At 69.6% G+C, this 13,857-nt stretch carries 13 protein-coding genes and 1 tRNA gene; 3 read left to right on the top strand and 11 right to left on the bottom strand.

The features are described from left to right. Nucleotides 1-11: 11 nt before the first annotated feature. The 5 genes from ACWDOP_RS05475 to ACWDOP_RS05455 all read right to left on the bottom strand — a co-directional run bounded on the left by ACWDOP_RS05475 (nucleotide 12) and on the right by ACWDOP_RS05455 (nucleotide 3,825). Entirely contained in the window at nucleotides 12-347 is a 336-nt protein-coding gene (locus ACWDOP_RS05475) for an NAD(P)-binding domain-containing protein (RefSeq protein ID WP_456344068.1), read from the bottom strand. Between the two features lie 86 nt (nucleotides 348-433). Continuing rightward, a complete protein-coding gene (locus ACWDOP_RS05470; protein ID WP_456344067.1) occupies nucleotides 434-1,942 on the bottom strand; it encodes an MFS transporter in 1,509 nt (502 codons plus the stop codon). Between the two features lie 213 nt (nucleotides 1,943-2,155). Then, nucleotides 2,156-3,169, bottom strand: a complete 1,014-nt coding sequence (locus ACWDOP_RS05465; protein ID WP_456344066.1) for an alpha/beta hydrolase — start codon at nucleotides 3,167-3,169, stop codon at nucleotides 2,156-2,158. A 149-nt stretch (nucleotides 3,170-3,318) separates the two neighbouring features. Continuing rightward, nucleotides 3,319-3,391: transfer RNA gene (locus tag ACWDOP_RS05460), tRNA-Gln, on the bottom strand. A gap of 56 nt (nucleotides 3,392-3,447) precedes the next feature. Continuing rightward, on the bottom strand, nucleotides 3,448-3,825 hold the full coding sequence (locus ACWDOP_RS05455) for a hypothetical protein (protein WP_456344065.1): 378 nt from the start codon (nucleotides 3,823-3,825) through the stop codon (nucleotides 3,448-3,450). Between the two features lie 38 nt (nucleotides 3,826-3,863). Here ACWDOP_RS05455 and ACWDOP_RS05450 point away from each other — a divergent pair, with 38 nt between their 5' ends. Both ACWDOP_RS05450 and ACWDOP_RS05445 read left to right on the top strand, forming a co-directional pair. Beyond that, nucleotides 3,864-4,646 carry a helix-turn-helix domain-containing protein gene (locus ACWDOP_RS05450; RefSeq protein ID WP_456344064.1) on the top strand — a complete coding sequence of 261 codons (783 nt, stop codon included), beginning with the start codon at nucleotides 3,864-3,866 and terminating at the stop codon, nucleotides 4,644-4,646. Between the two features lie 90 nt (nucleotides 4,647-4,736). Next, nucleotides 4,737-5,243, top strand: coding sequence for a hypothetical protein (locus tag ACWDOP_RS05445; protein ID WP_456344063.1), 507 nt, complete (start codon nucleotides 4,737-4,739; stop codon nucleotides 5,241-5,243). Between the two features lie 136 nt (nucleotides 5,244-5,379). Here the strand turns inward: ACWDOP_RS05445 and ACWDOP_RS05440 are convergent, their stop codons facing one another. From ACWDOP_RS05440 to ACWDOP_RS05425, 4 genes are all read right to left on the bottom strand, one after another. After that, on the bottom strand, nucleotides 5,380-5,823 hold the full coding sequence (locus tag ACWDOP_RS05440) for a GNAT family N-acetyltransferase (RefSeq protein WP_456344062.1): 444 nt from the start codon (nucleotides 5,821-5,823) through the stop codon (nucleotides 5,380-5,382). Nucleotides 5,824-5,906: 83 nt separating this feature from the next. Continuing rightward, a complete protein-coding gene (gene meaB / locus ACWDOP_RS05435) occupies nucleotides 5,907-7,007 on the bottom strand; it encodes a methylmalonyl Co-A mutase-associated GTPase MeaB (RefSeq protein WP_456344061.1) in 1,101 nt (366 codons plus the stop codon). After that, nucleotides 7,004-9,262: a methylmalonyl-CoA mutase gene (gene scpA, locus ACWDOP_RS05430; RefSeq protein WP_454204228.1), complete on the bottom strand. Its 2,259-nt coding sequence runs from the start codon at nucleotides 9,260-9,262 to the stop codon at nucleotides 7,004-7,006. The genes meaB and scpA overlap by 4 nt, the downstream gene beginning before the upstream one ends. 2 nt (nucleotides 9,263-9,264) lie before the next feature. Next, complete coding sequence (locus ACWDOP_RS05425; protein ID WP_456344060.1) at nucleotides 9,265-11,124, bottom strand: methylmalonyl-CoA mutase family protein; 1,860 nt, start codon at nucleotides 11,122-11,124, stop codon at nucleotides 9,265-9,267. 169 nt (nucleotides 11,125-11,293) lie between these two features. On the opposite strand from ACWDOP_RS05425, the gene ACWDOP_RS05420 reads away from it, so the two are divergent. Continuing rightward, nucleotides 11,294-11,995, top strand: coding sequence for a TVP38/TMEM64 family protein (locus tag ACWDOP_RS05420; RefSeq protein WP_456344059.1), 702 nt, complete (start codon nucleotides 11,294-11,296; stop codon nucleotides 11,993-11,995). A 141-nt stretch (nucleotides 11,996-12,136) separates the two neighbouring features. Here ACWDOP_RS05420 and ACWDOP_RS05415 read toward each other — a convergent pair whose 3' ends face one another. Both ACWDOP_RS05415 and ACWDOP_RS05410 read right to left on the bottom strand, forming a co-directional pair. Then, a complete protein-coding gene (locus ACWDOP_RS05415) occupies nucleotides 12,137-12,901 on the bottom strand; it encodes a hypothetical protein (RefSeq protein ID WP_456344058.1) in 765 nt (254 codons plus the stop codon). Nucleotides 12,902-12,935: 34 nt separating this feature from the next. Continuing rightward, nucleotides 12,936-13,562 carry a LysE family translocator gene (locus tag ACWDOP_RS05410; RefSeq protein ID WP_456344057.1) on the bottom strand — a complete coding sequence of 209 codons (627 nt, stop codon included), beginning with the start codon at nucleotides 13,560-13,562 and terminating at the stop codon, nucleotides 12,936-12,938. Between the last annotated feature and the right edge of the window lie 295 nt (nucleotides 13,563-13,857).

Here is a 13,857-nt window from a genome sequence, read left to right as displayed (position 1 = left end):
GGAGATCGACATTACCGCCGCTGGGGCACACTCGCCTCGTGGACGGACGTGCGCGGCACCGGCCGCGACGGTGGGTGATCGCGCCGACCATGACGAGTTGACGCCGGCGGAGCAACAATCCCGACCCGGCCGCAGGGTTGACGAACTACGACACCGCCCAGGTGGCGCTCCGCCGGTTTCCCGGCCGCGACGCCGCCGGAGACCGGGGCGTCCAGGGCGCGGTGTCCCACCGCCGCAGTGAGTTGGGCTGCGGCCGGAGCATCGCCGACGTCGATGGTCGAGCAGCCGACGAACAGCGTGCCGGGCCGCCGCCAGGATCCGCGGTAGGGATCGAGCGCGATGCGCACGCGCCGCGAGGCCGCAGCGGGTACCGGTTGAACCCTCCGGTCGAACAGCCCTGACCAGGCCGTGGTCGAGACCTGGTCTGCCGCGCTCAGAGTCCGGCGTGCGCGGCTTCCTGGGCGGCCCGACCCTCGGCCACGTCGGCCGGTGTGAAGCGCATGAACAGCACCGCGACGCCCGCCAGCAGGGCGATGACGGCACAGCTCACGAACGCGACACCGTACCCACTCGCGAGCGCCTCGGATTGCAGCGCGGTCAGCGGGGCGGCCGGGTCGGTGGTGCCGCCCTCGGCCTGGATTCGAGAGGTGACCAGCGCGCCGACCGCGACCAGTCCGAGCGCGCCGCCGAGGTTCGGCACCACCTGCGCCAGCGCGGTGAGCGGGCCGATCTCCGACTCGCCGACGCCCGCGATGACCGACAGGGTCAGGGGAATGGTGGCGAAGCCGAACCCGAAACCGATGACGAGCACCGGGATCGCGATGGCCGGGAAGTAGGCGGGCTGCTGTCCGACGATGTGCGCGGCGTACAGGCAGCCGAGCAGAATGATCATCCCGCCGGCGACGACCAGCCAGCGCGGCTGCACCCGCAGGGCCAGGCGCGCGGACACCGTCGCGGCGAGCGCCAGGCCGACGGCGAAGGGAATCACGGCCATTCCGGCCTGCAGCGGCGAATAGCTCAGCACCCCTTGCAGATACAGGGAGATGAACACCGCCAGGCACATCATGATCGCCCCGGCGAAGGCCATGGCGGTCAGCGCGGCGACGCGGCTGGGATTGCGGAACAGCGCGAAGGGCAGCAGCGGGTTGGCGGCCCGCCGTTCCACGACGACGAACGCGACCAGTGCCGCCACCGCCACTGCGGCAGGGGCGAGCACCGCCGGACGGGTCCAGCCGCCGGGGCCCGCGTTGATGGCGTACACGGCCAGGGTGACCCCGACCGTGCCCAGCACGGCACCACTCACGTCGAGAGCCGTACGCGCGCCGCGAGATTCGTTGAGCCAGCGGATCGCGCCGAGCGTCACCAGCACCCCGACCGGAACGTTGATCAGGAAGATGAGGCGCCAGGACAGCTCGGTGAGCACGCCGCCGGCGACGAGCCCGATGACCGAGCCGATGCCGGTCACCGCGGCGTAGAACGCGAACGCCTGACTGCGTGCCTTACCCGGTGCGTACGTGGTGGCGACCAGGGCCATCGCGGTGGGCGCGGCGATGGCCGCTGCCACTCCCTGCAGCGCCCGCCCGGCGATGAGTACCGCCGGATCCCAGGCGATTCCGCACAGCAGTGAGGCCAGGGTGAAGAACGCGACACCCGCGGTGAAGACCCGCTTGCGCCCGAAGGTGTCGCCGAGCCGTCCGCCCAGCAGCATGAGACCGCCGAAGGCCAGGACGTAGGCGGTGATGATCCAATTCCCATCCGCCTCGGACAGTTTGAGCGCCGACCGCACCTGCGGCAGGGCCAGCGCGACCACCGTGCCGTCCAGGACCACGAGCAGTTGCAGCCCGCCCAGCACGAAAATGGGCGGGCCCCAGACCCGTTCGCACCCGGTGCCGGTCGACACCGACGCGGCGTCCGACGGGGCCTTGCCTTCGGAAACGATCACAGTCGCCGACCCTAACGGGTGCGGCGACCTCGAACATCGGTCCCGGGTAGTACTGCGAGCGCAGTACGCCTTGCGTGCGCTGCCCCGGCCCGGCGGCCGCGACTCGATCGGGTCCCGGCCGGTACCGCGACGCGGTAGGCGTCAGCAGTGCGGGCCACTGCCCCGGCCCGGCGACACCGCGACGCGATCAGCGCCGGGCGGTACCACGATGGGTCAGCCCCGCAGGCCCATGCCCTGCGCCAGCAGCGGCCACGACTCGTGCAGTGCCTGTTCCCAATACGGCCAGTAGTGCGTGCCGACCGGGTTGAACTGGTAGGTCGCCGGGATGCCGAGGGAGTCGAGCTTGTTCTTCAGGTTGACCGTGCAGCCGTTGACCGCGGCCTCGATGATCACCCCGAGCGCGAGGCTGCCCGCGCCGTCCGAGCCCTCCGCGCTGTTGAGGTACCACTGCACGTCCTCGATCAGCGGGATGCCACTGCCGGAGGAGATGTACAGCAGGGTGCCGCGCAGCTTCTCCGCGTGGATGACGGGATCGTTCTCCGCCCAGCGCGGGTCGTTGTCCGGCCCGTACATGTTGACGGTGTCGCCGCCGCCGCGACCGACCGAGAGCTTGACGTACTGCTGCCCGACGGGATCCGCGATCTGCGCGCAGCCGCTGTACGCCGCGACCGACTTCCACAGGCCGGGCTTGGCCTCGGCGAGCTGCAGGACCGAGGTGCCCGACGTCGAGAGGCCGGTGAGCGCGTTGAGGCCGGTCGAGCCGAGCGCCTTGTCCAGCAGCGGGGGCAGTTCCTCGGTGAAGAACGTCTTCCACTTGTTGGTGCCGAGCCGGGGATCGGGCCGCTGCCAGTCGGTGTAGTAGCTGGCGAAGCCGCCGATGGGCTGGATGACGTTGACCGGCTTGTCGGCCAGCCAGTCGATGGCGTCGGTCTGGGCCTTCCAGTTCGCGGTGCCCTCACCGCCGTCCAGGCCGTTGAGCATGTAGAGGTTCGGCGCGGGCACCGACTCGTCGGCGGGCCGCTGCACGTCGACGGTGATGTCCTTGTCCATCGCCGCCGAGTAGACCTTCAGATGCCAGGTGCGCCCGTCCTTGACCAGCGAGGTGATCTCCGAGGCCTTCTCCGGCGCGGCCGATCCGGTGCCGCTGAGCAGCGCTCCGGACAGCGCGACGCTGAGAGCGGCCACGGTGCTTCGCCGAGCGATGGTGCCTAGCGCGGTCAGTTTCATCGAACAGTTCGTCCCGTCCACGGGCCTGGTCGGCTCGTCGTCGCAAGTGGTGTCCCCGACGGACCGCGATCTTCGCCGCCCCCAACGCCCACTACGTCTGTTTCCGACACGGAATCGTTACCAAGAGGAACAAGTTCTCGCACCCGATGCTGCCGGAGCAGGATTCGAACCTGCACCTTCCTGAACCAAAATCAGAAGTCCTGCCGATTAGACGATCCGGCATCGGGGCCGGATCAGTCTCGCGTACCGCTGCCGGGACAAGCCACCGAATTTCCCGGTCAGCGTTCGATCAGGTACAGGACGATCGCGATCGCCAGCGCCCCCAGGGCCGCGATGTCGAGGCTCAGGACCCGGCGGGTTTTGGAGTTCAGGGTGCCGGTCGTGGTGGCGATCACGATGAAGCTCACCAGGCTGACCACCGCGGCGGTCAGGGCGGGGGCGCGGACGGGCTCGGCGAACGCGGCGACGATCAGGCCCGCGCCGACCAGAGCGAGCAGGATCGCGCGGTGGCGGAGCAGGACCGCGAGATCGGGGCCGTCGACGGTGACGCCGTAGGCGGCGCGGGCCCGGTTCGCCGACAGCGCCACCGTGCCGGGGACCAGGTGCAGGAGGCCGACCAGGATCAGGAGCACCGCGGCGATCGATTCCAGCAGCATGGGACTTGCCTTTCCGCAGTTCGAGTAGTCGTGTAAGCATGGCGAGGGTGGACACCGACGTGCTTCCAGAATCCTGCTGTCCCGCGACGGGATCGACGCTGTGGCTCGGCACCGGGTACGCCGCGTATCTGGGCGTGTCGCTGCGACTGGACGCGCACTTCGGGTCGGTGCAATGCCTGGCGGTCGGGGTCGACGGCCCGTTCACGCTGTGGGCGAACGAGTTCGGGGAGCGGACCGTGCGCAGCGCGCTGATCCCGCCCCGGCGGACCCATCGGGTCGTCGCGCGGGGCGAGCGAATGCTGTTCTGCTACTTCGACCCGAGCTCACCACGCGCGCGAAGTTGCACCGAACGCATGACCGCGTACGACGCGGGCATCGGCTACACCCACGCGGCCGAGGCGGAGTTGATCGACCTGGGCGGCACGACCGACCCGGATCCGCTTCGGCTTCTGGACCTCGCGTCCGGGACGGCGCACGAGCCGATCGACCCGCGTATCGCCGACGCCATCGCCGCCGTGCGCGCGAATCCCGCCGCCACCGTCACCGCCGGGGAGCTGGCCACGGCCGCCCACCTGTCGACTTCCCGTTTCCTGCACCTGTTCTCGGCCCAGGCCGGCACCAGCTTCCGCAGGTACCGCCTGTGGGCGCGGATGGTGAACGTCGGCACGCTGGTCTCGAAGGGCAGTGACTTCACCACGGCGGCAGTCGAATCCGGTTTCGCCAGCCCGTCGCACTTCAGCGACGCGTTCCACACCATGTGCGGGCTCACCGCGAGCACGCTGCTCGGCAGCGGAACCCGGATCGTGGTTCTCGACAGCTGAGCTCCGGGGCTACCGCAGGACCACCGTCGCCCGTGACAACGCCGGATAGCCTGGCACCGGAGCGATTCACCCAGCGGAAGGACGATCGACATGAACGGACCGGACGTACCACCGGCACACCGGTCGGACCCGGCGGCGACACTCGCCTCCGCACCGGAGCCGTCGCTCGAGTGCTTCGGCACCACGGGTTCTGGTGCGACGACCGGCGTTCCGGCAACACCGCACTCCGCGGCCGTGGAGCCGGCCACGATCACGGACCCCGACCGCGCGGCACCGCCGCCCGAGGTGGATCCACTCCTCGATCTCCTGAGCGAACGAGCCCGCGCGTCAGCGGTTTTCGGCGAACCGGTGACCGCCGAGGGGATCACCGTCGTCCCCGTCGCCCACGTTCAGCTCGGCCTCGGCGGAGCCGCCGGCACCGTGGGCGGCGGCGTTCAGGCCCGGCCGCTGGGCTACATCGAGATCCGCGACGGACAGGCCCGCTTCCGCCGCATTCACGGGTGGGAGCACCTGGCGGCCCCGGTCGCCGCACTGGCCGCCGCCGTAGTCGCACCGCGCCTGCTCGGCATCCTGCGCGGACTGCGCGGCCGCCGCTGAACGGCGCGGCGAGCGTTCGCGGTCGATTCCTACGTGGTCGTTCCGGCGACCGACGGACGGCAGATCCCGTCCTACGGCGGCGGGTTGTCCAGCCGGAGAGCGGTTGCGAGTCAGCTGCCGGACCGCAGTTCCCGCCCTACCGGGCGGAGCCGTTCGGCACCAGGGCGGCTGCGGGCCAGGTGTATTCGAACTCCGGGGTCGAGAAGCCCTGGGGCCACGCGGTGACGCGATGGGCGGTGCGGGCGCCGCCGTGGCGTTCGTAGAAGGCGATGGCGGGCGTATTCGCCTCCAGCACCTCGAGGTACATCGCGCGGCCGGGATAGTTCTCGGCGGTCCAGCTCATCGCGTGGCGCAGCAGGCGGGTGCCGGTCCCCCGGCGTTTGCCGGTGGCCCGGACGTGCAGATTGTCGAGCAGGACCCGGTCCGCGGGCTCGGGAGTCAGGTAGACGAAGCCCTCGAGCCCGGACTCGTCCTCGATCAGGAACAGGGCCGCGCCGGGTGCCGGAGCGCTCAGGCGCGACCGCCAGATGCCCAGGCGCTCCTCGTACAGCTCCCCGTCCAGGTACGCGGCGGGCAGCATGCCCGCGTAGGCGGTGCGCCAGCTGTGGGTGTGCAGCGTGGCGACCGCTTCCGCGTCGTCGAGAACACCGGGCCGGATGATCGTCAGCCCCCGTCGAAGGCGCGCAACAGTTCCTCGGCGGCCAGGGCCGGGGTGAGTGAACCGGCGCGGACCTGGGATTCGATCTGCGTGCGAATGGATTTGACCGCCGGGTTGTCCGAGAGGCGGCGGAGCAGGCTGTCGTGGACCATGTTCCAGGTCCAGTCGATCTGCTGGCGGCGGCGCTTCTCGTCGAACTCGCCGGCGTCGGTCAGCACCCGGCGATGTTCCAGGACGGTGTCCCAGAACTTGTCCAGGCCGACGCCTTCGAGCCCGCTCATGGTGAGCACCGGTGGGTGCCACAGGGATTGGCGGGGATGGATCAGGCGCATGGCCCCGGCCAGTTCCCGGGCCGCGGCCTTGGCTTCGAGCTCGTGCTTGCCGTCGGCCTTGTTGACCGCGACCAGATCGGCGAGCTCGAGGACGCCCTTCTTGATGCCCTGGAGCTGATCGCCGGTGCGGGCGAGGGTCAGGAAGCAGAACACGTCGACCATGTTGGCGACCGTGACCTCGGATTGGCCGACGCCGACGGTCTCCACCAGGATCACGTCGTAGCCCGCGGCCTCGAGCAGCACGATCGTCTCGCGCGTCGCCTTGGCCACGCCGCCGAGCGTCCCCGCGGTCGGCGACGGCCGGATGAACGCGTCCCGTTCCAGGGACAGCCGCGCCATCCGGGTCTTGTCACCGAGGATCGACCCGCCGGTGCGGGTGGAGGACGGGTCCACCGCCAGCACCGCGACCTTGTGTCCCTGCCCGAGCAGCTTCATGCCCAGCGCGTCGATGAAGGTCGACTTGCCGACGCCCGGAACACCGGTGATACCGACCCGATTCGAGACCGTGGCGTCGGAATCGGGGGTCACCCGCAGCAGCAGCTGCTGTGCCAGCTCGCGGTGATCGCCGCGGCTCGATTCGACCAGGGTGATGGCCCGGGCGAGCCCGGCCCGCTCCCCCGCCCGCACCGAGGCCGCCAGCTGGTCGACGTCGATGACCCGTTTGGTCCCCCGGGCCGCGGGTGCGGGACCGTTGGCGGTCAGGGACACACCCGAGGTGGTGCCGAGCCGAGGGGGCAGTGCGCCACCCTCGGTTCCGCGTGCGGCGTCGCTCATTCGCTCGCGCCGCTGCCGATCTCGTGGCCCAGGGCGTCGGCCAGCTTCTTGATCAGATCGATGGCGGCGTCGGCGATGACGGTGCCCGGCGCGAAGATCGAGGCCGCGCCCGCCTGGTACAGCTCGTCGAAGTCGCCGGGCGGGATGACGCCGCCGACCACGACCATGATGTCGGGACGCCCGACATCGGCCAGCGCCTGCTTGAGGGCGGGCACCAGCGTGAGGTGACCGGCCGCGAGCGAGGAGACGCCGACGATGTGCACGTCGTTGTCCGCCGCCTGCTGGGCCACCTCTTCGGGGGTCTGGAACAGCGGGCCCACGTCGACGTCCATGCCGAGGTCGGCGAAGGCGGTCGCGATGACCTTCTGGCCGCGGTCGTGCCCGTCCTGGCCCATCTTGCAGACCAGGATGCGGGGCCGGCGGCCTTCGGCCTCGGCGAATTCCTCGACGAGGGAGATCGCGTTGCTGATGTTGGTCACCTTGCCCGCTTCCTCACGGTAAACGCCGGAGAGCGTACGGATTTCGGCCTGATGGCGACCGTACACCTTCTCCAGCGCGTCGGAGATCTCACCGACGGTGGCCTTGGCGCGGGCGGCGTTGATGGCCAGGGCCATCAGGTTGTTCTCCATGCCGCCCTCGGACGAGGCCGCCGCGCGGGTCAGTTCGGCCAGCGCCCGTTCGCATTCGGCGGAATCGCGCTCGGCGCGCAGGCGCACCAGCTTCTCGTTCTGCTCCACGCGCACGCGCGAGTTTTCGACCTTTAGGACCTCGATGGCCTGGTCTTCCTCGGCCTGGTACTTGTTGACGCCGATCACGGCCTGCTGGCCGGTGTCGATGCGCGCCTGGGTGCGGGCGGCGGCCTCTTCGATGCGCAGCTTCGGAATGCCTTCCGAAATCGCCTGTGCCATACCGCCGTGCGCCTCCACCTCGGCGATGTGGGCGCGGGCCCGCTCGGCGAGCTGGTGGGTCAGCCATTCCACGTAGTAGGAGCCGCCCCACGGGTCGATCGGACGCGTGGTGTTGGACTCCTGCTGGATGAGCAGCTGGGTGTTGCGGGCGATGCGGGCGGAGAAGTCGGTCGGCAGCGCCAGCGCCTCGTCGAGGGCGTTGGTGTGCAGCGACTGGGTGTGGCCCTGGGTGGCGGCCATGGCCTCCACGCAGGTGCGCGGGACGTTGTTGAACACGTCCTGCGCAGTCAGCGACCAGCCCGAGGTCTGCGAATGGGTGCGCAGGGACAGCGATTTCGCGCTCTTGGGCTCGAACTTGGCGACCAGCTCGCTCCAGAGCAGGCGGCCCGCACGGAGTTTGGCGACCTCCATGAAGAAGTTCATGCCGATGGCCCAGAAGAACGACAGGCGCGGGGCGAACTTGTCGACCTCCATGCCCGCGGCCACACCGGCGCGGATGTACTCCACGCCGTCGGCGAGGGTGTACGCCAGTTCCAGGTCGGCGGTGGCTCCCGCTTCCTGAATGTGGTAGCCGGAGATGGAGATCGAGTTGAACTTCGGCATCTTCGCGGAGGTGAAGGCGAAGATGTCGGAGATGATCCGCATCGAGGGCTTGGGCGGGTAGATGTAGGTGTTGCGGACCATGAACTCTTTCAGAATGTCGTTCTGAATGGTTCCGGCCAGCTGCTCGGGCTTGACGCCCTGCTCCTCGGCGGCCACGACGTAGAGCGCCAGGATCGGCAGCACGGCGCCGTTCATGGTCATCGACACCGAGACCTGGTCCAGCGGAATCTGATCGAACAGCTCGCGCATGTCCAGGATGGAGTCGATGGCGACGCCGGCCATGCCGACGTCACCGGTGACGCGCGGGTGATCGGAGTCGTAACCGCGGTGCGTGGCCAGGTCGAAGGCGACCGAGAGGCCCTTCTGACCGGACTGCAGGTTGCGGCGGTAGAAGGCGTTCGAGTCCGCAGCGGTGGAGAAGCCGGCGTACTGGCGAATCGTCCACGGCTGGTTCACGTACATGGTCGGGTACGGGCCGCGCAGGAACGGGTCCAGACCGGGGACGCTGTCCAGGGGGTAGCCCTCGGCGACGATGGCGTCACGGTCGGCCTTGGTGAAGACCGGCGGGACGTCGATGCCCTCGGGCGTGGCCCAGGTGAGCTGTTCGGGCGCATAGTGATTCGCGGCGGCGGCCTCGGCGACGAACGCCTCGACCTGCTCGGCCGCGACCGGGGCGGTCTCGGCGCCGGCGTCGGCCAGCGGAACCTCGGCGAAGTTGCCGATCAGATGCTTGATATCGCTCATCGTTATGCTCCCAGCGTTTCCAGCAGGCCGGACAGGGTCGTCACCGCGTCCATCCGTGCCGTCAGGAATCCGTCCGGCCGTTGCGGGCCGGTCACATCGGCGACCGCCTTCTCCGGTCCGGCCAGCAGCACCGTGGTGACGCCAGCGGCGCGCAGCGCTTCCACGGCCGCGCCGGCATCGGTGCCGTAGCGGGTGTCCGAACCACACAGCACCGCGACGGTCGCGCCGGATTCGGTTGCCGCCGCACCGATTCCGTCCTGCGCCAGCGCGCCGGGGTTGATCGGCTCGATGCCGCCCGAGGCCAGCACGTTGGCGGAGAAGGTGACACGCACATTGTGCTCGGCCACCGGGCCCAGCGGCACCAGCAGGGCCTTGGGGCGTGCGCCGTTGGCGAGCAGGTAGGCGTCCGAGCGGTTGCGCAGGGCCTCGAAGGCCGCGCCGTAGCGGGCGATCGGGCTCTGGATGCGGGCCGCCTCCGAGAGCGGCTCCTCACTCAGGTTCGGGAACTCGTTCACGCCGGTGACGGCGGTCTTGCGGTGTGCGACATCGGAATCGCGCTTGGCGCGGGTGGCCTCGATGCGCTCGGCGAGCACGCCGGACTGCAGGGCGGCCAGATAGCCGCCCGCGGCCTCGAGCTCCTGCATGAAATCCCATGCCTTGGCGGCGAGTTCGGCGGTGAGCGACTCCACGAACCAGGAACCGGCGCCCGGGTCCTGGACGTGGCCCAGGTGCGACTCCTCCAGGAGCAGCAGCTGGGTATTGCGCGCCATGCGCTCGGAGAACGCGGGCGAGACGCCGAGTTCACCCGCGGGCAGGGCGGAGTCGAACGGGCGCACGGTGACGATGTCCGCGCCACCGACACCCGCGCCGAAGGCGGCCAGGGTGGTGCGCAGCATGTTCACCCACGGGTCGCGCTGGGTCATCATCGCGTCGGAGGTGACCGCGTGCTGCGGGGCATTGCCGAATTCCGGTGCGCCGCAGACCTGGGCCACGCGGGCCCAGAGACGGCGGGCAGCACGGAATTTCGCGATGGACTCGAACTGGTCGTCGGTCGCCGCGAAGCGGAACTCCAGCTGGCCCAGCGCGTCCGCGATATCGGCGCCGGCCTCGGTGAGCGAGCGCAGGTACTCGAGACCGGCGGCCACGGCCGCGCCGAGTTCCTGGGCGTCGGAGGCGCCGGCGTTGTGGAAGGCCTCGCCGGACACCGTGATGGCGCGCACCGTCTCGGGGCGGGCCACGGCCTGCTGGGCCAGCGCGATGGCGCCGTCCAGGTCGATGGCAGAGGTGCCCGCGAACAGGCTGGTGAGCGGGGTCGCGCCGAGGGCGACCTGAATTCCCTTGCGGTCCTGGACGTTATAGCCGTCCAAGACCGAGAAGACCTGCGCCGCGGCCTCGAGCCCGGCGGGACCGGCGTCGATGCTCAGCGGGGCGAGCTCGAACAGCAGGCCGGACAGTGCGGCAGGCAGGTCGGCGACCGGGACACCGCGCTCGGCCACACCCAGCCAGATCGCACTTACGCCGTTTTCCAGCGCGTGCAGGATCTGCTGGTTGACAATGGCGGCGTCGGAGCCTTCGAAGCGCTGGCTGACGAACCAGCCGCGATGCACGTCGCGGGTGGCGTCGCCGCCGCGCACGTACGGGAAGGCACCCGGCAGCGGCTGCTCGGGCAGCTCGTCACGACGGGTGTAGAGGGGGTTGACGGTGAGGCCGTCGTAGGTCTTGACCGCGAGCAGCGTCTCCGGCTCGTCCGGAAGCTCAGAGGCCTCCACCCGGCGGGCCTTGGCGAGCACTCCGGCGACGCCTTTGCGCCAGGCGGCGTACCCGGGCACCGGATCGGTGTCCGGGTCTGAAGCAATCGGCATAGCTGCTGTTCCTTCTCCCACTCACTGACCGAATGACCGATTTGGGCCGCGTTCATACAGCTCAGCGGTTGTTTCGGTTAACGAGCATTCCTCGTCTTCATCCTGATGCTAGCGGCAGCCTGGGCAATACCGTCCACAGAGTCTCGCTACCAGCCGGTAACCTGGCGCGGTGCCAACAACTCCGCGGACCCTTCTCGGACGCCTCCGCGAACCCAAGACACTGGCCTTGATCGCCGGTCTCGCCGTGCTGTTCGCCGCCGCGGCGCTGATGCCACATCCCGCGCCGCAACAGATCCGGACCTGGGCCGATTCGGTCGGCCCGCTGCTACCGCTGGTGTTCTTCGCCGTCCACGCGCTGCTGTGCGTGGCTCCCATCCCGCGCACCATATTCACCCTCAGCGCGGGCATGCTCTTCGGCCCGGTCCTCGGGCTCACCCTGGCCGTCACCGCGACGACGGTCAGCGCGGTGCTGGCCCTGCTACTGGTTCGCGCGCTCGACCGGGATCGAGTCCGAGCCCGGCTGACGCACCCGATGGTCCGGTCCGTCGACGCCCGCCTGGCGCACCGGGGCTGGCTGGCCATCGGGTCGCTGCGGCTGATCGCGATGGCGCCGTTCTCGGTGGTCAACTATTGCGCGGCGCTGTCGTCGATTCGGATGACGCCGTACCTCGCCGCCACGTTCGTCGGGATCCTGCCCGGCACGATCGGCACCGTTCTGCTCGGTGACGCGCTGACCTCCGAGACCTCGCCCGGTCAGTTGATCCTGACCGCGGCCTGTCTCGGCCTCGGGCTGGTGGGGCTGGTGGTCGACGCGCGGCTGGGGACGCCCGAACCGGCCGCGCCGGCAAGCGAACCGGCGCGGGCGGTCTGAACGCCGGTCGAGGGGGCGTCGGCTATCGAACCCCGGCGCCGGCGGTCTGACGCTGGTCGAGCGGTGTCGGTCAACGGATCGGAGATCGGCGCACGATGACGCCCGGGCGCGCAGCACGCGCCACGTGGGGCACTGACGCCCTCAGCGGTCGATGAGGTCGGAGAAGTCCTCGGTGTAGCCGATCAGGAGGGTGCGGCGGGTTGCGAGCAACTCGGCGAGGGCCTGCCAGCGGGTCGAGTCGGGGGTGCCGAACAGGTGGATGAGGTCGGCCAGGAGTGCGGGGATGTCGTCGGGCGGGGCCGGGCGGTCGAAGCCGAGAAGGGCCGCGCCGGTTCCGAAGTGGCGATAGCCGTGGCGGGCCAGGCGGCGCACGATGGCGTGGTTCTCGAACGTGTCGCGGTCACCGTCGAAGTAGCCGTTCGGAATTCCGGCGAGCGCCAGGTCGTCGCGATCGACCGGCACGCGCTGGACCAGAACGACATCGTCGATCATGTCGCCGGAGCGGGCGTTGATGTCGACGAGCGCCGCGACGTCGAGCTCGGTCACGTGCGGCCCGGCGGCCAGCGCGTCCCAGTCAACACGGAATCGTTTGTCGTCCAATACTTTCGCGATGTGGACGGACCTCGCGTCGTCGACCCTGTGCGCGGCGGCGACATCGTTCTCGTCGTACTCGTCGTCCGCGATGGTGAACCGGTCGTCCAGGGACGCGTGCATGCTCGTATACCCGCACTGATGCCTGTCGTCCAGGGTGCACAGCAGCCGGGCCGGGGCGTACCGGGCACGCAGTTCGTCCATCGCGTCCAGGACGCCGCACAGCGACTCGACCTCGTCGAAACGCGCCACCGTGTTGGTGTTCAGCCGGTCTCGGGTGACGGGGTCGAGGGTGTCGTAGGTCGTGATCCGCATGCTGCGCATTCTGCCCGCGCCGGTGATGTCCGGATCACCGGTCGGTGGCGGCCAGCTTCACACCGAAGGCGACGACGACCGTGCCGGTGACGGCATCGAGGCTGCGGCGCACCGCGTCTCGGGTGAGCCAGCTTCTCGCGAGGGTCGCGGCGGCGATAATGGCGGTGAACCAGAGCATGCCCTCGGCGTTGTGCAGGAGGGCGAGCAGACAGCCCATCAGGAGCGGGGATACGCCCTCGGGGAGGAACTGGGGCAACATCGCCACGTAGAAGACACCGACCTTCGGGTTGAGGAGGTTGGTCCCGAGGCCGCGCGCCCATGCCGCGAAGATGCCTCTAGGCATTTCCCCGATATCGCTCGCGACCATTGGCGGGCGGCGCAGGCCCGCGCGAATCATGGTGAGGCCCATCCACATCAGGTACAGCGCGCCCGCGATCCGCAGCGCGGTGTACGCCACCTCCGAGGCGGTCAGGAGCACCGAGACGCCGGCCGCCGCGGCCGCGCCCCACACCAGGGTGCCGGATCCGATCCCGAGCGCCGTGGCGAAGGCGTGGCGGCGGCCGTTCGTGACTGCGGCGCGCAGGACCAGTGCGGTATCCAGGCCGGGGACGATGGTCAGCAGCCCGGCTACTACGGCGAAAGACAGCATGGCCTCGAACATGCGCCGAGCATAGGCTGTGCGGCTGATTCGATGGCACGGATATGACGGCGAATTGACCGAATTGCGTTGTATCCCAATAGAATTGGGCTATTCATGCTTGCTATGAAGGCGTAGAATAGAGGCATGGATTCGAGAGAGGTACCCACCATCGCGACGAGTGCCAAAGCACTCGCAGCCGCAGTGGAAAACCTGCTCGAATTACCGATGTACTCGTTGGGCAAGGACGAGGTCATCGAAGTTATGCAGGAGCTCGAGACCAGCTTCCGAAAGCTCGAAGCGGTGAAGCAGCGGTTCG

Source organism: Nocardia sp. NPDC003693 (assembly GCF_053981095.1).
The sequence above is the reverse complement of the archived record's forward strand: the minus strand, read 5'-3'. Positions and strand labels throughout refer to the sequence as shown.

Bases quoted from the DNA above. Each gene is read 5' to 3' on its own strand.
- ACWDOP_RS05465 (WP_456344066.1), bottom strand. From the start codon at position 3,169: ATGAAACTGACCGCGCTAGGCACCATCGCTCGGCGAAGCACCGTGGCC.
- ACWDOP_RS05455 (WP_456344065.1), bottom strand. From the start codon at position 3,825: ATGCTGCTGGAATCGATCGCCGCGGTGCTCCTGATCCTGGTCGGCCTC.
- ACWDOP_RS05450 (WP_456344064.1), top strand. From the start codon at position 3,864: ATGGCGAGGGTGGACACCGACGTGCTTCCAGAATCCTGCTGTCCCGCG.
- ACWDOP_RS05445 (WP_456344063.1), top strand. From the start codon at position 4,737: ATGAACGGACCGGACGTACCACCGGCACACCGGTCGGACCCGGCGGCG.
- ACWDOP_RS05440 (WP_456344062.1), bottom strand. From the start codon at position 5,823: ATGCTGCCCGCCGCGTACCTGGACGGGGAGCTGTACGAGGAGCGCCTG.
- meaB (WP_456344061.1), bottom strand. From the start codon at position 7,007: ATGAGCGACGCCGCACGCGGAACCGAGGGTGGCGCACTGCCCCCTCGG.
- scpA (WP_454204228.1), bottom strand. From the start codon at position 9,262: ATGAGCGATATCAAGCATCTGATCGGCAACTTCGCCGAGGTTCCGCTG.
- ACWDOP_RS05425 (WP_456344060.1), bottom strand. From the start codon at position 11,124: ATGCCGATTGCTTCAGACCCGGACACCGATCCGGTGCCCGGGTACGCC.
- ACWDOP_RS05415 (WP_456344058.1), bottom strand. From the start codon at position 12,901: ATGCGGATCACGACCTACGACACCCTCGACCCCGTCACCCGAGACCGG.
- ACWDOP_RS05410 (WP_456344057.1), bottom strand. From the start codon at position 13,562: ATGTTCGAGGCCATGCTGTCTTTCGCCGTAGTAGCCGGGCTGCTGACC.